We start from the raw sequence: 17,376 nt of genomic DNA, 5'->3' as shown, positions 1-17,376 counted from the left end.
ACCCCGAACCTGTTCCCGGGTGTGTCGATCAGCGCTGATCTGGGCAACGGCCCGGGCATCCAGGAAGTGGCCACCTTCTCGGTGGACGTCAAGGGCCCGGCCGGCGGTGTGGCGGTGTCCAACGCGCACGGCACTGTGACCGGTGCGGCAGGTGGCGTGCTGCTGCGTCCGTTCGCCCGCCTGATCGCCTCCACCGGTGACAGCGTCACCACCTACGGCGAGCCGTGGAACATGAACTGAGCTAGGCCTCAACGAAAGCAGCCCCTGGAGAAATCCAGGGGCTGCTTTCATGTCCGGGTGTTGCTCCGTCAGGAGCGGTCTGCACTGGTGTGCTTGGCGGTGTCCGGGCTGGGACCGGTGCCGGGGCCGGTCACGTGCTTACCGGTGGAACCGTTCTCGGACAGCAGGTCGCGGATCTCGGTGAGGATGGCCAGCTCGGTGTCCTGGGCCTGTTCGACCTCGCCGCGCTCGCGCAGCTTCTTGTACGGCACCATGATGACGAAGTAGATCACCGCGGCCACCAGGACGAAGTTGATGGCGGCGGACAGGACGGCGTTCAAGTCGATGAACGTCTCGGGATCGCCGCCCAGTGAGATCTTGAGGATGCCGTATTCCTTGCCGGGGCCGGCGCCGATCCGGTCGACCAGTGGCTGGACCACTTTCTCCGTGAAGGCGGTGACCAGGCCCGTGAAGGCGGCGCCGATGACCACAGCAACCGCAAGATCGATGACGTTGCCGCGAGACAGAAACTCTTTGAAGCCCTTCAACATGCTCAGGAACCTTCCTGCAGTGTGGTGTTTTCGGTGCGACAAGCAAACAGTAACCGAGTTGGCCGAATGGCCGGGCGATTGTCGGTCAACATCTTCGTAACGAACGAATTATGTTGTGCGACAGTGAGAGTCGTATTCAGTGGATGGTCAGGGTGACGGCCTGCGCCAGGCTGGTGGCCGCGACCTCGTTGGCTGAGCGTGCGGGCAGGGCCACCAGGGCCACGCGGTCGCTGCCCACTCCGGCCCCGCGGGCCTTCTCCGAGACCAGCACCACCACCGCCCCAGAGGCCACCACGACCGGCCGGGCCGGCTGCGTGTCGTCCCGATCGGCCGTCACCGTCAGCACGTCGACCACGTCGCCGGGGCGGATCAGATCGAGCAGCGCGGTATCGCTGAGTTTGAGCGGCACGATCCGGGCATCCGGGCCCGCGGCCGATTCGGCCAGCCGTGACCCGAGCAGCCGGACATCGGTGAGGACCTCGCCACGACGTGCCGGGGCGGTCAGCGTCGCACCGATCACCGGGGCCACGTCACGTTGGGCGCCGTCGGGCACAGCGGCTGTGCTGCGGCGTTCCAGTCGTACGTCGGCGGCGGTCAACGCGACGCCGGGGGACAGGTCGTGGGTAGCCACCGCGATCTCGGTGTACTCGCCCCGCGGATCGGAGCGCAGGGCCGCGATGGCGGCCAACACCACCAGCGCGGCTGCCGCGGCGCGGCGAGCGGCCACCGTGCGGGTCCAATCGGGCCGGGCAGCAGTCAGCCGACGCCAAGGTGGCGGGTTGAGTGATTCGGCCATGGCGCCACGGTAGGCGCGCGACGGCCGGGTGAGAACGGCGTCTTCGCCGTCCTGTGGATAACTTCTGGAGCTAGCTGGAAGCGGCCGCGGCGGGGGCGGAGCTGGAGCTGCCGGACGAACTCGAGGACGAAGACGCGCTCGAGGAAGATGACGAGTCCGAGGACGTGCTCGACGAGCTGCTCTCCGAGCTCTTCGAGGGCGCGCCGTTGGACGAGCTCTTGCCCGACTCGCGGTTGTCGGTGCGGTAGAAGCCGCTGCCCTTGAACACCACTCCGACCGAGCCAAAGAGCTTGCGCAGCTTGCCGGAGCACTTGGGGCAGGTGGTCAGCGCGTCGTCGCTGAATGCCTGCACCGCGTCGAACCGATTGCCGCACTCAGTGCACGCGTAGGAATAGGTAGGCACGAAAACCCTCCGAGTTGGTCAAACTTGTTAGCACTCTACCGGCTCAAGTGCTAGAACCGCTACGTGGGCCATGTCATTCCCGCGGGCCGCCGGCGCCGGCGCACCGGAAGATTAGCGGTACTGGTCGTGGTGGCGGTAGTCGTGGCGGTGCTGGCCGTGCTCGTGGTGGCCCGGATGCGTCAGGCCGACCCGCCGGCCCAGCCTTCAGCCCCGCCTTCGGTCCCGCCTCCGACCACCGGTCAGGTCAGGCAGCCGACACCGCAGACTCCCGGCTATGACCACGCCCGCGCGCTGTTGGCGGGGCTGCCGGTCAAAGGCTGGGACCGTGACACCGACTACGCCCGGTCCCGCTTCGGGGAGGCCTGGAGCGACGACGTCAACGTCGAGTTCGGCCACAACGGCTGCAATACCCGTGACGACATCCTGCGCCGCGACCTGGCCCAGCTGACTGTCCGCCCCGGGACCTGCTACGCCGCCAGCGGTGTGCTGCACGACCCCTACACCGGTGCGGAGATCGCGTTCACCCGCGGGCCCGACACCTCCGGCACGGTGCAGATCGACCACCTGGTGTCGTTGTCGGACGCCTGGTACAAGGGGGCGCGCACCTGGGACCCGCAGCGGCGCAGGGATTTCGCGAACGATCCACGCAACCTGATCGCGGTGGCCGCGCAACCCAACTTCGACAAGGCATTCCGCGACGCGGCCAGCTGGCTACCGCCCAATGTCGCGTTCCGCTGTGAGTTCGTGGCCCGCCAGGTCGAGGTGAAAACCGCCTACCAGCTCTGGGTCTCGGCCAAAGAGAAGGACGCCATGGCGGCGGTGCTGAACAACTGCTAGCCCGCCGGTCTGTGCTGAGCGCTAAATCGAGGATCGCTGCTCAATAGTGACTGGAATCCTCGGTGTAAGCACCCGATGTCCCGGCGCCAGGCTGCTAGCCCGGCTGGTAACGCGGCGCGATCATGACCGGAACCGGCGAGTGCCGCAGGATCTTTCCCGCGGCCGAGCCGAGGAACACCTGCGCACTCGGGGCGGCCGCACCGGAGCCGAGCACCAGCATGTCCCCGGCGTCCCACCCGATGCTCTGCACAGCGGTGTTCCAGTCGTGGCCGGCGCCGACCACCACGTCGACGTCCGGAACCGCCATCTGATCTCGAATGGCGTTGAGCTGCTTGGTGATCTCGGCAATGGTTCGCCGTGACCACTGCTGGACCACCAATTCCTCGGCCGAGGATTCGATGGTGCCGGCGAATGCCGCGGTGTTGCGGACCGTGAACGAGACGATGCGCAGCTTGGCCTTCCACGACGCGGCCAGCTCGGCGGTGGCCGGGATGAGCCCGTTGACGTCGGCTTCCCCGCCGTAGGCCGCGGTGAGGCGGCGGATGGGGGCGTCGGTCTGGTTGTACCCGCGCGGCGCGAAGACCACCGGCACCCGGGCGGTGTGGACCAGGCGCTCGGTGACGCTGCCCAACGCGACCCGGCCGATCATTCCCGACGAGGATGAGCCGACCGACACCACAGTCGCCCGGTGGGCATCCGCGAGCTCGATCAAACCGGTTGGTATCGACGTGGATTCGTGCACGACGGGGGTGACGTCGAGGTCGATGGGCAGCACCGCGACCGCGCGCTGCAACGCCTGTGTGGCCTGCGCGCGGACATACGCCAGATACTCGCCCTCGACCGGGTCGTCGCGTGGTGGCCAGGCCCGCTCCACCACCGCCGCGGCGATCACCTTCTCGTCGGTGGTACGGGCGAGCTGGATGGCCAGATTCAGCGGCGCGCTGCTGTGCCGGCTGGCACTGAATGCCGCCAGGATGGTCACGACGCATGCTCCTGGGTGCGCATGCGCGACACCACATGGGTAACCGGGATCTGGTATTCGGTGCGGGCCCGGTCGACGACATCGAAACGGTGCCACACCGAATCCTCCGGCGGCAGAGTTGAGATCACGATCTGGTCGGGCCGGAACGTCTCGACGGCATGGGCCAGTGCCCGCAGCGGGCGGTAGTCACCCAACTCACCGTCGGCCTTCAACTGCTCGGAACGCAGCGTGCTCAGTGTCTGATCGAGGCGGCGCTGGGCCGCACGCGTGGTGGCCTCGGAGATGTCGAGTGGACCATGGGTGGCGGCCACCCCGGTGTCGATCGGACTGGCGGGCACCACGACCTGATACAGCGCGTCGCGGTCCGCGCCGATGCGCCGTAGCTCGTCGAGAAGTTCGTTGGATTCGACAGTCTCGTTGGCCAACACCAACACTCGGTGCGGATGTTCGGCGCCGGGTTCCGGGGACACCCCGGCCACCTCGGGCCGGTGCCCGATGAACCAGCGGTTGGCCAGGAAAAGCAGGATCACCACGGCCCAGGACGCCACGCTCAGTGTCAGGGCCTTCCGGTTGTCCCCGCCCTGTACGTACATCTGGATCAGGATTCCGAAAATGGCCGCGGCGGTGAGCAACGACAGCACCGGGAACAACCACATCTTGACCTTGAGCTGGTCCGGGGAACTGCGGTACCGCAGCACAATCTGCGAGATGCAGATGAGTAGGTAGACGAACAGGATCACCGCACCGCTGGAATTCAGCAGGAACGCGAAGATGGTGTCCGGCCAGAACGCTGCGGCGATCACACACAGGAAGCCGATGACCGAGGAGGTCAGAATCGCCGGAGCCGGAACGCCGCGCCGGGTCACCGCGACCAACTGTGGCGGCGCCTCGCGGCGGGCAGCCAGCACGAACAGCATGCGCGATGCGGTGTACATCCCCGAGTTCAGGCAGCTCAGCACGGCAGTGAGCACCACCGCATTCATGATGTGATCGGCGTAGGGGATACCCATCTCGGTGAACACCGAGACGAACGGTGACGCGACGTTGCCCGCGGCGTCCTTCTTGAAGTGATCCCACGGCAGGATCGTCGTGATCAGGAATGCCGAGCCGACGAAGAAGATCGCGATCCGCAAGATGACCGAGTTGGCGGCCTTGGCGACCGCCCGCTCGGGATCGGCGGACTCGGCGGCGGCGATGGTGGCGATCTCCGCCCCGACCATCGAGAAGATCACCGTCACCACGCCGACGGTGACGGCCATCGCGCCCATCGGGAAGAACCCGCCGTGGGAGGTCAGGTTGGAGAAGTCCATGTCCTTGTTGGGCCACAGCCCGAAAACGAAGAGAGCCCCCAAGCCGATGAACGCCAGGATTGCCGCCACCTTGATGCCGGCGAACCAGTACTCGAATTCACCGAAGGACGACACCGAGAACAGGTTGGTCGCCGTCATCGCGATCAACAGGAGCAGTGCCGTCAGCCAGATGGGTACGTCCACCCAGAACTGGATGATCTTGGCTCCCGCAATGGCTTCGAAGCCGACGACGATCACCCAGAAGTACCAGTACAGCCAGCCGACGGAGAATCCCGCCCAGTTGCCCAGCGAGTTGCGCGCGTAATCGGCGAACGAGCCGGTCGACGGATTGGCCACCGCCATCTCGGCCAGCATCCGCATCACCATGATGACCAGGACACCGGCCAGCGCATAGGTGATGAACGAGCCGGGCCCGGTAGCGCCGATCACCACCCCGGAGCCGACGAACAGGCCGGCGCCGATCACGCCGCCGATGGCGATCATCGTCAACTGTCGCTGACTGAGCGCCTTTTTCAATGCGGGTGTGTCGCCCATGTGCGCACCGTCCTCCTCCGTTATTTGTGACTCAGGTCACAAGCGGACAGAAGTGAACGCTATGCCCGGCGACCGGTCGGCGGAGCCGAATTCGGGCTGAAACTGTCGGAATCTGACCCGGCTCGTTCAGACAGCTGCCGAATCCGGGTGGTACGGCCCGGCCCGACGAGTCAGCGCTGCAACGTCACGATTCCGCCCGACGGCGTCAGAGCATGTGTCATTCGTACGTCGTGGGGATCGGCGGGCAATTCGCCGACCAGTTCGTCGTCACGCACCACCGCGACCAACCGTGCGTGCGGTGCGGCGTAGATCAGGCTGCGGTCGTAGAACCCGGCGCCCCGGCCCAGCCGGTTCCCGTTGCGGTCGACGGCCAACGCGGGCACGAGGACCACCTCGGCATCTGCGATCCGTCCGGCAGGCAACCAGGGTGGTGCGGGCTCGCGCAGGCCGAACTCGGCGGCCACCAACTTGCCGGGCGCGTACTGCCCCCACTGCATCGGCAAACCCCGGCCGTCCTCGTCTTTGCGGGCGACCGGAAGCAGCACGCGCACACCGAGTTCCAACAGAGCGTCCAGCAGGGCCTGCGACCCTGGTTCCGAGCCCACCGGAACGTAGGCGCACACCGTTTGCCCGCTGCGCACCAGGGTGGGCAGCCAGCGGCAAAGTGCCTGCGCCTCACTGTCGCGGCGGTCGGCCCGTACGGCCCGTCTTGCACGGAGAACGCCGGTTCGCAAATCGGTCTTGGTCGGCGGGGTCACGCCCTCCACCTTTTCAGAACGGACGTTAGTGTGTGAACGATGAGCACGTCTCACAAGGCGCCTGAGGTGCCGATTCCCTACACGGCCGTGGTCCCGGCGGCCGGTCTGGGTACGCGATTCCTCCCGGCGACCAAGACGGTCCCCAAGGAATTGCTGCCGGTGGTCGACACCCCGGGCATCGAATTGGTGGCGGCCGAGGCGGCTGAGGCCGGTGCCGAGCGGCTGATCATCATCACCTCCGAAGGCAAGGACGGCGTCGTCGCGCACTTCGTCGAGGACCTGGTGCTCGAGGGCACGCTGGAGGCTCGCGGCAAGAAGACGATGCTGGAGAAGGTCCGCCGCGCTCCCGCGCTGATCAAGGTCGAGTCTGTGGTGCAGGCCGAGCCACTGGGACTGGGGCACGCCGTCAGCTGCGTCGAGGCCGCATTGGCTCCCGACGAGGACGCGATCGCGGTGCTGCTGCCCGATGACCTGGTGCTGCCCACCGGTGTTCTGGAAACCATGTCGAAGGTGCGGGCCAAGCGCGGCGGGTCCGTGTTGTGCGCCATCGAGGTGCCCGGAGACGAGATCAGTGCCTACGGCGTCTTCGACGTCGAGACCGTGCCCGACGCGGCCAATCCGAACGTGCTGCGGGTCAAGGGCATGGTGGAAAAGCCCAAGCCCGACGATGCGCCGTCCCCGTACGCCGCCGCCGGCCGCTACCTTCTCGACCGGGCGATCTTCGATGCGCTGCGTCGTGTTTCGCGCGGGGTGGGCGGGGAGATCCAGCTGACCGACGCCATCGCGCTGCTGATCGAAGAGGGCCACCCGGTACATGTGGTTGTGCACCGCGGAGCCCGACACGACCTGGGAAATCCCGGCGGCTACCTGAAGGCTGCGGTTGACTTTGCGTTGGAACGTGACGACTACGGCCCTGATTTGCGGCGGTGGTTGGTCGAACGATTGGGTCTGACCTGACAGGAGGGCTGGCAACGAGCTGGCCCGGTACGCCGCACGTCGGCCCGGAGATGGGATAGGAAGGCGTGTTGTGCGTTCGGTGGAGGAACAGCAGGCTCGGGTAGCGGCTGCCGCAGTGGCCCCCCGGCCGGTGCGAGTGGCCATCGCCGAGTCGCAAGGCCTGATGTGCGCCGAAGAGGTCGTCACCGAGCGGCCGATGCCGGGATTCGATCAGGCCGCCATCGACGGCTACGCGGTGCGCAGCGTCGATGTGTTGTCCGTGGGTGACGGCGCCGGTGAGATCAGCCTGCCGGTGATGGGCTCGATCGAAGCGGGTGCGCGTACCCCGAGCCGGTTGCAGCCGCGGCAGGCCGCGCGGGTGCAGACCGGCGCGCCGATGCCGACGCTGGCCGACGCGGTGCTGCCGTTGCGATGGACCGACGGCGGTGAGAGCCGGGTCCGGATCATGCGCAGCGTGCGCTCGGGTGCTTATGTCCGGCGCACCGGCGACGATGTGCAACCCGGCGACGTAGCGGTGCGGGCCGGCACGATCGTGGGCCCGGCCCAGGTGGGCTTGCTGGCCGCGGTGGGGCGTGACCGGGTGTTGGTGCACCCACGGCCCCGGCTGTCGGTGATGTGCGTGGGCGGTGAGCTCGTCGACGTATCCCGCAGCCCGGGGACCGGGCAGGTGTACGACGTGAACTCCTACGCGCTGGCGGCGGCGGGCCGGGATGCGGGTGCGGAGGTCAACCGGGTCGGCATCATCAGCACCGACCCCCGGGAACTGCGGGAAACCGTTGAGGGCCAAGTCAATCGCAACGAGATCGTGGTCATCGCCGGCGCGGTGGGCGGAGCCGCCGCCGAATCGGTGCGGACCGTGCTCGCTGAACTCGGCGAGATGGAGGTGTCCCGGATCGCGATGCACCCCGGATCGGTGCAGGGCTTCGGTCAGCTCGGCCGGGACCGCGTTCCGGTGTTCCTGCTGCCCGCCAACCCGGTGAGCGCGCTGGTGGTGTTCGAGGTGATGGTGCGCCCGCTGATCCGGCTCTCGCTGGGCAAGCGGCAGCCGATGCGTCGCATGGTCCAGGCCCGCACGCTGTCGCCGATCAGTTCGGTGGCCGGGCGCACGGGATACCTGCGCGGGCAGTTGATGCGCGACCAGGACACCGGCGAGTACCTGGTGCAGGCCCTCGGTGGGGCGCCGGGGGCGTCCACCCATCTGCTGGCCACACTCGCCGAGGCGAACTGTCTCGTGGTGATTCCGAGCGAAGTCGACGAGGTTCGCACCGGCGAAACCGTGGATGTGGCATTCCTGGCTCAGCGCGGCTGATAAGACTTCATTCGATGAATGAAGGTGTGACGAATCGACTGTGCGGATGAGCCTGTTCCGGTCCAACGCTTTTCACCCCGGGTGGCCCGGTCCGATCGGACCGGTGCGGGTGAAGGCCGGTGTGGTGCGGCTGCGTCCGGTGCGGCTGCGCGATGCCGCGGTGTGGAGCCGCATCCGGTTGGCCGACCAGGCCCACCTGGAGCCGTGGGAGCCGGTGAGCGGTGTGGATTGGCATGTCCGCCATGCCGTTTCGTCGTGGCCCGCGATCTGCTCGGGGCTGCGCAGCGAGGCCCGGCGAGGGCGGATGCTGCCGTATGTGATCGAGCTCGACGGGCAGTTCGCCGGCCAGCTCACGATCGGCAACGTCACCCACGGCGCGCTGCGATCGGCGTGGATCGGCTACTGGGTGGCCAGCGACAAGACCGGCGGTGGGGTGGCGACCGGTGCGCTCGCGCTGGGGCTCGACCACTGCTTCAACGGAGTGCAGTTGCACCGGGTCGAGGCCACGGTGCGCCCGGAGAACGCTGCGAGCCGGGCAGTGCTGGCGCGGGTGGGCTTCCGCGAGGAGGGTCTGCTGCGCCGTTATCTTGAGGTGGACGGCGCCTGGCGGGACCATCTCCTGGTGGCGGTCACGTTGGAGGAGCTCAAACATTCGGCGATCCAGGCCCTGGTTTCGGCCGGCCGGGCCAGTTGGTGCTGATTCGGCTGGTTCTGGGCGCGGCGCGCCGCGCCGAAACTGCGCCCACGGTCGCGATTTCGCCGGATCCGCAGCCCTGGAAGCAATCTCAGCGAAGTTCGCCTCGTCAGCTGTTACCAATGTGGCAAATGTGACTGTTGGTGCTTGTATCGATCGAATTACAGGTGTGTAATTGTGTCGGCGCGCCACCCATGGATGCGCTGGTCACAGACCTAGCCTGAAGGGGAAAGGAGCAGGCGTCATGCCAAGCATCCCCCAGTCACTGCTGTGGATTTCCCTTGTCGTTCTCTGGCTGTTCGTTTTGGTCCCGATGTTGATCAGCAAGCGCGACTCGGTCCGGCGTACCAGTGACGTCGCCCTGGCGACTCGAGTTCTCAACAGCGGCCGCAACGCACAACGGTTACGACGCGGCCCCGCCGCCGGGCATCACAGCGATCCGCACTGGCGGCCGAGCGCCGACCACCTCGACGAGGATCTCGATGAAGAACTCGAGGACGACGAGGCACCTGTCGAGGTGCGGGTGCACGCCACGGTGCAGCACACCGTCGTGGTGGCAGCGGTAAGCGTCGAGACCCCCGAACCGGACTACCTTGACGTCGACATCGTCGACGAGGACTCCGGCGCACTGCCGGTCGGCACGATGGCCGAGGCGGCCGAGGCAGCGGCCGAACCCGAGGAAGTGGCCGAGCCCGAGCTCGAGCTGGAATTCGAGACCGAGCCCGAGGCCGAGCCTGAGGCGGAACCCGAGCCCGTCGCGGTCGAGGAGCCCATCGCGGGCTTCGAGGCTGTCGAATCGGAGGCTCAAACCGAGCGCATCGCAGTGGATCTCGACGAGGCCGAGGATCCCCAGGATCTCGAGGACGTTCAGGAGGACGAAGATCCGGAGGATCTCGCCGACGACGAGTACGAGTACGTCGCCGACACGTCGGGACTGGAACCCGAGGCCGAGGACGAGCCGGCCGACGAGCAGCAGGCCGACGAGCCCGTCGCGTCGCTGAGCGCGACCCGGCAGCGTCGGTTCGAATCCAAGAAAGCCGCGGAGATCAGCGCCCGTAAGTTCCAGTTCCGCAAGCGCGTGCTCGCGGTACTGGCCGCCACGTTGCTGTTCTCGGCGGGTGCCGCCCTCCTGGTGACGCCGTCGGCCTGGTGGGTGTTCGGTGGTGCCGGCACGCTGACCGTGCTGTATCTGGCCTACCTGCGCCGTCAGACGCGCATCGAGGAGCAGTTGCGGCGTCGTCGTGCGCAGCGGATGGCCCGGTCCAGGCTGGGCGTGGAGAACACCGACGACCACAAGCTCGACGTCGTGCCGGCACGGCTGCGCCGGCCCGGTGCGGTGGTGCTCGACATCGATGACGAGGATCCGATCTTCGAGCACCTGGCGTACTCGTCGTACGCGTCGGCGTCCCGCGAATACGATCTACCGCGCGCTTCCGGGCAGTAGGGCGGCCGGTTTCCGGTTCCGGGCGGATGGCTGGTAGCCTTTCCACTCGGTATCAGGGGCTATAGCGCAGTTGGTAGCGCGTCTCGTTCGCATCGAGAAGGTCAGGGGTTCGATTCCCCTTAGCTCCACCAAGTTGGAATAGGAAAGACCCGCCGGAGACGGCGGGTCTTTCTCTTTCCTGGAGAACGCACCGGCCGCAGTTCGTCGGTAGTAGCGTCGTCGAACAGCGAATGCGAATCGAAGGACACACCATGACCGTCAGCATCGTTGACGTGGGTCCGAATCAGGTCAGCCGCTCCGTGGAGGTCAATGCCTCTGCGGCCGAACTGTTCGCCATGATCGCCGACCCGCGTCGTCACCACGAGATCGACGGTTCGGGCACCGTCCGCGACAACGTGTCGTGCCCAGATGACATCGCTCCGGGTGCGAAGTTCACGACTGGGATGCGGATGTACGGGGTGCCCTACCGGATCACCAGCGTCGTCACCGCGGTGAGACCCGACGAACTCTTTGAATGGCGACATCCGGTGGGGCACCGTTGGCGCTGGGAGTTCACCGCACTCGCCCCCACCCTCACGCGCGTGACAGAGACATTCGATTACCGCGACACCGGGCGGGTCAAGGACACGCTGAAGTACTACGAGCGAATGGGCTTCGCCAAGGGCAACGCAAAGGGTATCGAGTCCACGTTGACCAAGTTGCACGACCGCTACGCGACTTGATTCGCGTCGAGGGCGTTGCTTACGTCAGTGCGCGCGATCGCAGGGTGATCGGTAGGTCGTCGGCAGGGGTCGGCCCGGTGCCCCAGGTCAGCTGAGGGCGATAGTCGTCAGGCACGCTCCATTCGAACCGTCTCAGCATCTGGTGCATGGTGGTCTTGACTGTCATATCGGCGAACTGCTGGCCGATGCACTTGTGGGCGCCGCCGCCGAAGGGGGCGAACACGTAGCGGCTCACCGTGGCGCGGGACTCGGAATTGTTCACGAACCGTTCCGGATTGAACGTGTCGGGGTCGGCCCACCAGTCGGAAAGCCGCATGGAGGCATAGACATTGATGGCCACCTGGGTCTTGCGTGGGACGAAGTGCCCGAGGATCTCGGTGTCGCGAACGGTCTGCCGGAAGAGCGCGCCGGCCGGTGCATACATTCGGAGGATCTCCTTGAATGCGGCATCGAGCAGTGGGTAGGCATCCAGGTCGAGCACCGTCGGGGTGTCATTCGGGAGGCTGATCGCCTCCTTGCACAACGCGTCCTGCCATTGCCGGTTCCGGCCCAGTTCGTAGGTCAGCATGGACAACGCGATGGCGGTGGTGTCATGCGCAGCCATCAGCAGGAAGATCATGTGGTTGACGATGTCGGCCGGCGTGAACCGTGCGCCGTCTTCATCCTCGCTGCGGCACAGCATCGAGAAGAGGTCGGTGCCGTCGCCGCCCTGGCGGTCGGGAACCTGCTCGGCGAAGTAGCGTTCGAGCCGCTGCCGGGCCCGTAGACCCTTGGCCCACACGCCGCCGGGTACGTCCGCGCGTACCAGCGCCTGCCCGCCTCGCACGGTGTCGTGGAAATCCGCCGACAGTTGGTCGGACTCGGGACCGAGATGGGTGCCGACGAACACCTCCGCGGCCTGTTCGAGCAGCAGGTGCTTGATGGACGGATAGAACGGAAATCGCTGTGCCGACGGCCAATTGCTCAGGGTGCGATCGATACTGGGCCGCATCAGTTCCAGATAGCCGTCCAACGCGCTGCGGGTGAAGGACTGCTGCATGATGCGGCGGTGGTCGCGATGTTCGTCGAAGTCGAGCAACATCATTCCGCGGTGGAAGAACGGTCCGATGACCGGTGCCCAGCCGCGCGTACTGGAGAAGACCTTGTCCCGGTTGACCCATGCGGCTTCCAAGGCGTCAGGGCCCATGAGACCGACGACGCGGAAGCCGACGCCCCCAGCCCACGACACCGGCCCGTAACGCTCGTACCGGTCCCGGGCGAAGGCCAGGGGGTCGGCCAGTGAGCTCAATACATGGCCGAGGAACGGAAAACCGTAATTGCCCATGACGGGCTTCAGATTCGATCCCCGGGGCGGCATCGCCAGCGGACGCTCGCCGCTCGGAAATCTGGAGGTGACGGCCGCGCCCAAGGTTTGGAGGCGGTGCGTGTTCGCAGGCGAACAAAGTTCCATTGGGTCCTCCCGGTCACCTATCTGGTACGAAACCGTGCCAGAATGTGATGGTGGTGTCAACGACCAAACGCGTCTACGGGGGCCAATCGGCCGAAGCCCGCCTCCGCCAACGGCGCGAGCGTCTGCTGGCAGCTGCAATGGATGCGATGGCCCGCAATGAATGGCGGGGAGTGACGGTCGAAAAGGTCTGCGCAGCTGCCACTCTCAACAAGCGGTACTTCTACGAGAGCTTCACCGATCTGGATGCCCTGTCGGCTGCCGTCGTCGACGACATCGCCGAGGGCGTACGTCGCGCCGCGGTGGCCGCGGCGGACGCGGCCGCGCATGAAGCGCTGGAAGTCCAGGCGTTGGCGAGCGTGACGGCGGCGGTACGGGCACTCGTGGACGACCCGCGTCGCGCCCGTGTCCTACTCGGTGGGGTGGCAGCGTCGCCCGAGCTCGATGCTCACCGCACCACGGTCATGCACCGGCTCACCGGCGTGCTCATCGATCATGGCCGCACCGTGCACGGCGTCGAGTTGGAGGCGGACCCACTGGCTAAGGTGGCACCGGCGTTCATCGTCGGCGGGACGGCCGACGCGATCCTGGAATTCGTCAACGGTTGCGTCGACCTGTCACTCGAGGAGTTCATCGCGCAGCTCGCCACCCTGTGGCTGATCACCGGCAACGGGGCCGCGCAGGTGGCCCGTGCCCGGATCACTCCGTCTTAGGCGCTGGATGGTAAGTCCTGCCCTCACGGGTGTGTGACGAGGTACGTCTCGTTGTCCAGGCCGGCCGTGAGCTCGTCGACATCGAAGGGCCGGTCCAGGCGCGCATGCAACGCCTTGGGGTCGATCAGCAGATTGATCTCAGCCGTCTGGCGGGCGAAGAGCCGTCCGATGAGCGGGTAGATCCGGCGCATGACCGCTCGCTCTGCTGAGCTGCAGCGTGATGCGCAGTAGCCGACGTGGCCGATCTCGTCGGTGAGGATCTCGCTGTAGAGCAGTTCGATTCGTTCGGCGACTTCGGGTTCGTCGGCGAAGAGCTCGGCACCGGCACGGCGCAGTTCGTCAAACATGATGCAGCCCGCCATCTCTGCGGCTCCGACGAACATGAAGCCGAGGCGCTGGGGGAGGAACACGCCGGTCTTGACGAACTGCCGCATCACGAATGGCGGGGGGACGACCTGGAAGGTCAGGTCGAAGACGTCGAGCGCGTATGCCAGCAGCCGGGTGTGGTAGTGCTCTTCGAGTTCGAGATAGACGTTCTCGGGCGGCAGATTCTCGTCGCTGTTGCGCCCGAAGGTTTCGCCGAGTCCCACGCCGAACCGTTCCGCCTGATTGAGTTTGGCGGTCGCCAGCAGAAACAGCATCTTGCGGTCCAGGCCGGGTTCCGGCCGACGCCGGCGCAGATTGCGAAGGAAGACGGCGCGGTCGGCGGGGCGGGCCGAGCGGACGGGGTGTTCCTCCAGTTCGGTGAAGAATCGCTCTCGATTCGCCAAACGCCTGTTGAGCAGGTCGGCTTCGCCGTCACGCCTCGCCAGGAATTCCCGGTAGCCCTCGATGCCGGTGCGGTTCATCGTTTCTCCATCCCGTTGACAATCGTTGTGACATAACGGTTCAACACCGAAGAATCGAAGACTCCGGTGGCCAGCAAGGCGAACAGGCCGGTAAGGAAGAACCTCGCGAGCTCACTCGCATTCCGGTCGGCAGACACCTGCCCTGCGTCTTGCGACCGCCTGATCACCCTCACCAGGAACTCCGCGAGCGGGTGCTGTGCCAACTCGTCTTCGACCGGACGCGTCGAGGAGAAATGCAGGCCGAGCATGTCCCGGAAAACCGCTGCGCCCAATCGGCGTTCGGCACTGAGGACACGACGGACGACTTGCGTGAGGATCGACTCCAGATCGCCCTTGGCTTTGTCGAGTTCGCGGACGATCCGGGTCTCCTCGTCGCGCTCCGCCTCGATGAGAACGTGCTCCTTGGTCGGGAAATGGAAGTAGAACGTTCCCCGTGCCACGCCCGCCGCGGCCGCGATCGCGCTGACATCGGCGGCGGCCAACCCACGGTCCGAAATCTCGGCCAGCGCAGCGTCGAACAAGCGGGCCCGGGTTTCGATTCGGCGGGCCTCACGGACGCCCCGGGCCGGCGATTCGGCCACGGATGGTGCGTGTCGCGACGTCATGGCGGCCACCGTACGCCCTCTCGCTGACACTCGTCAATGACGAGTGTCAGCGAAATTGGAAATGTGCGTCCGGATGAAATTCCCGCACTGACCGTCGCGATGGCGCGCTTACGATCCCTGGATGGGCGACTATGCACAGACTTTGGTCGATGTTGACGTGACCGACACCGAAGCGCCGGCGTTGAAGGCCCGTCTCGAGGCGTGGTTGATCGAGCGGGGGGTCGTTGTCGAAGAGATCACCGATTGTGTGCTCGGAAATCCGGGCGGGCATCCGCCGGGCGAGCGCTACGGCTACGCGATCGGTAACGAATCGGTTGCGGCGCCGCACTATTGGACCAACGGCTTGGTCGTCGAATCCGGCCGGCAGGTGTACCACGGCGCCGATCTGGAAGCAGTGACCTGCCCGAAGTGCAGCCACACCGAGGCGATGTTTCCTCGCGAACAAGGCCGTTGGGACACCGCGTTCGATGCCGCGATCAGCGAGTGGCTCGCGGGCGGGCCCGGGCTTGTGACCTGTTTGAGCTGTGCCGCAGGCGTCGGACTCAATGACTGGGACTGGGGCTACCCGTGGGCATTCGGTGCGCTCGGGATGAAGGTCTGGAACTGGGACGAACTGTCAGAGGGATTCATTGCGGAGATTCGTGACCTGCTCGACGGGCACCGCCTCGTCTATGGCTATTACAAGCTCTGAGTTCGTCCACTCGGTCGAGTAGCCGACCAGGCCTGGTTAGGATGGGCTCGTGGAGGATCAGCCCGCGGGCTCCAGTCGCGTGGCGCGCCGTCGTGACCGGCGTAAGGCCGAGATCGTCAAGACGGCCACCCGGATCTTGACCGAGTCCGGCTACCAGGGTATGAGTCTGGAAGATGTCGCCGAGCAGACCGACATCGCCAAGGCCACGCTCTACCACTACTTTTCGTCCAAGGATGCCTTGGTGGCCGCCGCCTTGGAGACCCTCACCCAGGAAGTCCTGCAGCGGCTCGGGGCCCGTGAGGAGGCCCTCGGAAAAGTCGGTGCTCGCGAACACCTGGCGGCCCTGATCGATGAACAGATCCGCATCCTCACCGAGACCGCACCCGAGGTGGCCGCGGTGTTCTCCTGGCCGCGAGGCTGGCCGGAGGTCTTCGACGAGCCGATGAAGGACATGCGGCGTCGCCATGACGCGGTGTTCCGCCGGGTGGTGGAGCAGGGTGTGGCCAGTGGTGAATTCACCTGTCCCGACGTCAATGTCGCTTTGCAGTGCCTACACGGCGTCCTGAACCAGTCCTCGGTCTGGATCGGTCCGGGGATGCACGACGACGATCGCGCGGAACTGCGTGCAGCGATCGTCGACCGTGCCCTGTGCCTGTTCTACTGAGCCGACGGGAAACGCGGCGCGCGCTTCTCCCGCAGGGCGGTGTAGCCCTCCACCACGTCCGGGCCGAGGAAGGTCAACATCTCGTAGGCCGCCGACTGGTCGAAGATCGGACCCGCACTGCGCAGCCAGTTGTTGAGCGCACGCTTGGTCAGCCGGATCGCCTGCTGGGCGCCGGTGGCCAGATTGTCGGCGATCCGCAGTGCCTCGTCCAGAACCTCCTCCTGCGGAAGGGCTTTGGCGACCATGCCGATCCGTTCAGCCTCGATCCCGCCGATCATCTCCCCGGTCATCAGGTAGTACTTCGCCTTGGCGGTACCGGCCAGCAGTGGCCAGATGATGGCGGCGTGGTCGCCGGCAGCCACACCGAGCTTGACGTGGCCGTCGCCGATCCGGGCGTCCTCGGCGATGATCGCGATGTCGGCGAGCAGCGCGGCCACAGCTCCGGCCCCGACCGCGACGCCGTTGATCGCGGACACGATCGGCTTGTCGCAGTTGATCATGTTGTAGACCAGATCGCTCATCTCGCCGAGCATGTGTGACACCCGGTCGTAGTCACCGGCCATTCGCTCGACCATGGCCAGGTCGCCGCCCGCGCTGAAAGCCTTGCCGGCGCCGGTGATCACCGCGACCCGGGTCTGCGGGTCGGCTGCGACGTCTTTCCAGATGTTGGCCAATTCGGTGTGCATGCCCTCGTCGGCGGCGTTGTACTTCTCCGGCCGGTTCAGCGTGATCAGCAGGACGCCGTTGTCCCGGCGAGTCAGCGTCAGCTGCTGGTAATCAGAGAAATCCATGGGGAGCGTCCCTCCTGTCGGCATGCGCGGCCTGCACGCACTCTGTTCAACCGAAGCTACGGTTTTTCGACTGTGTAAGTCAATTATCGACCGCATGGTTG

At 66.3% G+C, this 17,376-nt stretch carries 20 protein-coding genes and 1 tRNA gene; 11 read left to right on the top strand and 10 right to left on the bottom strand.

The genetic code is table 11. The annotated features are described in order from the left end of the window. Window positions 1–240 (top strand): MspA family porin (locus ACWEFV_RS31145; RefSeq protein WP_450073027.1); only part of this gene is annotated, 240 nt, incomplete at its 5' end. Between the two features lie 68 nt (window positions 241–308). Here the strand turns inward: ACWEFV_RS31145 and mscL are convergent. The 3 genes from mscL to ACWEFV_RS31130 form a co-directional block, all read right to left on the bottom strand. Next, window positions 309–770 (bottom strand): large-conductance mechanosensitive channel protein MscL, encoded by a 462-nt coding sequence (gene mscL / locus ACWEFV_RS31140; RefSeq protein ID WP_450073026.1) that lies wholly within the window; start codon window positions 768–770, stop codon window positions 309–311. A gap of 136 nt (window positions 771–906) precedes the next feature. Next, the gene (locus ACWEFV_RS31135) at window positions 907–1,566 is read right to left on the bottom strand and encodes an SAF domain-containing protein (RefSeq protein ID WP_450073025.1); all 660 of its coding nucleotides are present in this window, start codon (window positions 1,564–1,566) and stop codon (window positions 907–909) included. 70 nt (window positions 1,567–1,636) lie between these two features. Beyond that, window positions 1,637–1,969 (bottom strand): FmdB family zinc ribbon protein, encoded by a 333-nt coding sequence (locus tag ACWEFV_RS31130; RefSeq protein ID WP_135457924.1) that lies wholly within the window; start codon window positions 1,967–1,969, stop codon window positions 1,637–1,639. 126 nt (window positions 1,970–2,095) lie between these two features. On the opposite strand from ACWEFV_RS31130, the gene ACWEFV_RS31125 reads away from it, so the two are divergent. Further along, a complete protein-coding gene (locus ACWEFV_RS31125; protein WP_450073024.1) occupies window positions 2,096–2,806 on the top strand; it encodes an HNH endonuclease family protein in 711 nt (236 codons plus the stop codon). A 94-nt stretch (window positions 2,807–2,900) separates the two neighbouring features. Here the strand turns inward: ACWEFV_RS31125 and ACWEFV_RS31120 are convergent, their stop codons facing one another. The 3 genes from ACWEFV_RS31120 to ACWEFV_RS31110 form a co-directional block, all read right to left on the bottom strand. Beyond that, on the bottom strand, window positions 2,901–3,788 hold the full coding sequence (locus ACWEFV_RS31120; protein WP_450073023.1) for a universal stress protein: 888 nt from the start codon (window positions 3,786–3,788) through the stop codon (window positions 2,901–2,903). Further along, entirely contained in the window at window positions 3,785–5,632 is a 1,848-nt protein-coding gene (locus tag ACWEFV_RS31115; RefSeq protein ID WP_135457920.1) for an amino acid permease, read from the bottom strand. Before ACWEFV_RS31115 ends, ACWEFV_RS31120 begins: the two co-directional genes overlap by 4 nt. 170 nt (window positions 5,633–5,802) lie before the next feature. Then, window positions 5,803–6,390 (bottom strand): 5-formyltetrahydrofolate cyclo-ligase, encoded by a 588-nt coding sequence (locus ACWEFV_RS31110; protein WP_450073022.1) that lies wholly within the window; start codon window positions 6,388–6,390, stop codon window positions 5,803–5,805. Window positions 6,391–6,429: 39 nt separating this feature from the next. On the opposite strand from ACWEFV_RS31110, the gene ACWEFV_RS31105 reads away from it, so the two are divergent. The 6 genes from ACWEFV_RS31105 to ACWEFV_RS31080 all read left to right on the top strand — a co-directional run bounded on the left by ACWEFV_RS31105 (window position 6,430) and on the right by ACWEFV_RS31080 (window position 11,516). Beyond that, window positions 6,430–7,347 (top strand): UTP--glucose-1-phosphate uridylyltransferase, encoded by a 918-nt coding sequence (locus ACWEFV_RS31105; protein ID WP_450073021.1) that lies wholly within the window; start codon window positions 6,430–6,432, stop codon window positions 7,345–7,347. A 70-nt stretch (window positions 7,348–7,417) separates the two neighbouring features. Continuing rightward, window positions 7,418–8,656, top strand: a complete 1,239-nt coding sequence (gene glp / locus ACWEFV_RS31100; protein ID WP_135457916.1) for a molybdotransferase-like divisome protein Glp — start codon at window positions 7,418–7,420, stop codon at window positions 8,654–8,656. Window positions 8,657–8,702: 46 nt separating this feature from the next. Next, window positions 8,703–9,356, top strand: coding sequence for a GNAT family N-acetyltransferase (locus tag ACWEFV_RS31095; protein WP_450073020.1), 654 nt, complete (start codon window positions 8,703–8,705; stop codon window positions 9,354–9,356). Window positions 9,357–9,594: 238 nt separating this feature from the next. Beyond that, on the top strand, window positions 9,595–10,794 hold the full coding sequence (gene sepX, locus ACWEFV_RS31090; RefSeq protein WP_450073019.1) for a divisome protein SepX/GlpR: 1,200 nt from the start codon (window positions 9,595–9,597) through the stop codon (window positions 10,792–10,794). 55 nt (window positions 10,795–10,849) lie between these two features. Continuing rightward, window positions 10,850–10,925, top strand: a tRNA-Ala gene (locus ACWEFV_RS31085). Between the two features lie 120 nt (window positions 10,926–11,045). Further along, window positions 11,046–11,516 (top strand): SRPBCC family protein, encoded by a 471-nt coding sequence (locus ACWEFV_RS31080; protein WP_450073018.1) that lies wholly within the window; start codon window positions 11,046–11,048, stop codon window positions 11,514–11,516. A 19-nt stretch (window positions 11,517–11,535) separates the two neighbouring features. Here ACWEFV_RS31080 and ACWEFV_RS31075 read toward each other — a convergent pair whose 3' ends face one another. Next, window positions 11,536–12,966, bottom strand: coding sequence for a cytochrome P450 (locus ACWEFV_RS31075; protein WP_450073017.1), 1,431 nt, complete (start codon window positions 12,964–12,966; stop codon window positions 11,536–11,538). Window positions 12,967–13,013: 47 nt separating this feature from the next. On the opposite strand from ACWEFV_RS31075, the gene ACWEFV_RS31070 reads away from it, so the two are divergent. Continuing rightward, window positions 13,014–13,676: a TetR/AcrR family transcriptional regulator gene (locus ACWEFV_RS31070; RefSeq protein WP_450073030.1), complete on the top strand. Its 663-nt coding sequence runs from the start codon at window positions 13,014–13,016 to the stop codon at window positions 13,674–13,676. Between the two features lie 23 nt (window positions 13,677–13,699). On the opposite strand, the gene ACWEFV_RS31065 is transcribed toward ACWEFV_RS31070, so the two are convergent. Together ACWEFV_RS31065 and ACWEFV_RS31060 are read right to left on the bottom strand one after the other, a co-directional pair. After that, complete coding sequence (locus ACWEFV_RS31065) at window positions 13,700–14,524, bottom strand: hypothetical protein (RefSeq protein WP_450073016.1); 825 nt, start codon at window positions 14,522–14,524, stop codon at window positions 13,700–13,702. Beyond that, on the bottom strand, window positions 14,521–15,129 hold the full coding sequence (locus ACWEFV_RS31060; protein ID WP_450073015.1) for a TetR/AcrR family transcriptional regulator: 609 nt from the start codon (window positions 15,127–15,129) through the stop codon (window positions 14,521–14,523). The genes ACWEFV_RS31065 and ACWEFV_RS31060 overlap by 4 nt, the downstream gene beginning before the upstream one ends. A gap of 121 nt (window positions 15,130–15,250) precedes the next feature. On the opposite strand from ACWEFV_RS31060, the gene ACWEFV_RS31055 reads away from it, so the two are divergent. Beyond that, complete coding sequence (locus ACWEFV_RS31055) at window positions 15,251–15,820, top strand: hypothetical protein (RefSeq protein WP_450073014.1); 570 nt, start codon at window positions 15,251–15,253, stop codon at window positions 15,818–15,820. Window positions 15,821–15,869: 49 nt separating this feature from the next. After that, a complete protein-coding gene (locus ACWEFV_RS31050; RefSeq protein ID WP_450073013.1) occupies window positions 15,870–16,484 on the top strand; it encodes a TetR/AcrR family transcriptional regulator in 615 nt (204 codons plus the stop codon). On the opposite strand, the gene ACWEFV_RS31045 is transcribed toward ACWEFV_RS31050, so the two are convergent. After that, on the bottom strand, window positions 16,478–17,275 hold the full coding sequence (locus ACWEFV_RS31045; RefSeq protein ID WP_450073012.1) for an enoyl-CoA hydratase/isomerase family protein: 798 nt from the start codon (window positions 17,273–17,275) through the stop codon (window positions 16,478–16,480). The two genes, ACWEFV_RS31050 and ACWEFV_RS31045, sit on opposite strands and share 7 nt — an antisense overlap. Between the last annotated feature and the right edge of the window lie 101 nt (window positions 17,276–17,376).

The organism is Mycobacterium sp. NPDC004974, assembly GCF_053600815.1.
This window is presented reverse-complemented; position numbering and strand designations above follow the sequence as displayed.

Excerpts from the sequence above, each read along its gene's own strand:
- mscL (WP_450073026.1), bottom strand. The coding sequence starts at position 770 with ATGTTGAAGGGCTTCAAAGAGTTTCTGTCTCGCGGCAACGTCATCGAT.
- ACWEFV_RS31135 (WP_450073025.1), bottom strand. The coding sequence starts at position 1,566 with ATGGCCGAATCACTCAACCCGCCACCTTGGCGTCGGCTGACTGCTGCC.
- ACWEFV_RS31115 (WP_135457920.1), bottom strand. The coding sequence starts at position 5,632 with ATGGGCGACACACCCGCATTGAAAAAGGCGCTCAGTCAGCGACAGTTG.
- ACWEFV_RS31105 (WP_450073021.1), top strand. The coding sequence starts at position 6,430 with ATGAGCACGTCTCACAAGGCGCCTGAGGTGCCGATTCCCTACACGGCC.
- ACWEFV_RS31095 (WP_450073020.1), top strand. The coding sequence starts at position 8,703 with ATGAGCCTGTTCCGGTCCAACGCTTTTCACCCCGGGTGGCCCGGTCCG.
- sepX (WP_450073019.1), top strand. The coding sequence starts at position 9,595 with ATGCCAAGCATCCCCCAGTCACTGCTGTGGATTTCCCTTGTCGTTCTC.
- ACWEFV_RS31080 (WP_450073018.1), top strand. The coding sequence starts at position 11,046 with ATGACCGTCAGCATCGTTGACGTGGGTCCGAATCAGGTCAGCCGCTCC.
- ACWEFV_RS31075 (WP_450073017.1), bottom strand. The coding sequence starts at position 12,966 with ATGGAACTTTGTTCGCCTGCGAACACGCACCGCCTCCAAACCTTGGGC.
- ACWEFV_RS31070 (WP_450073030.1), top strand. The coding sequence starts at position 13,014 with ATGGTGGTGTCAACGACCAAACGCGTCTACGGGGGCCAATCGGCCGAA.
- ACWEFV_RS31065 (WP_450073016.1), bottom strand. The coding sequence starts at position 14,524 with ATGAACCGCACCGGCATCGAGGGCTACCGGGAATTCCTGGCGAGGCGT.
- ACWEFV_RS31060 (WP_450073015.1), bottom strand. The coding sequence starts at position 15,129 with ATGACGTCGCGACACGCACCATCCGTGGCCGAATCGCCGGCCCGGGGC.
- ACWEFV_RS31055 (WP_450073014.1), top strand. The coding sequence starts at position 15,251 with ATGGGCGACTATGCACAGACTTTGGTCGATGTTGACGTGACCGACACC.
- ACWEFV_RS31045 (WP_450073012.1), bottom strand. The coding sequence starts at position 17,275 with ATGGATTTCTCTGATTACCAGCAGCTGACGCTGACTCGCCGGGACAAC.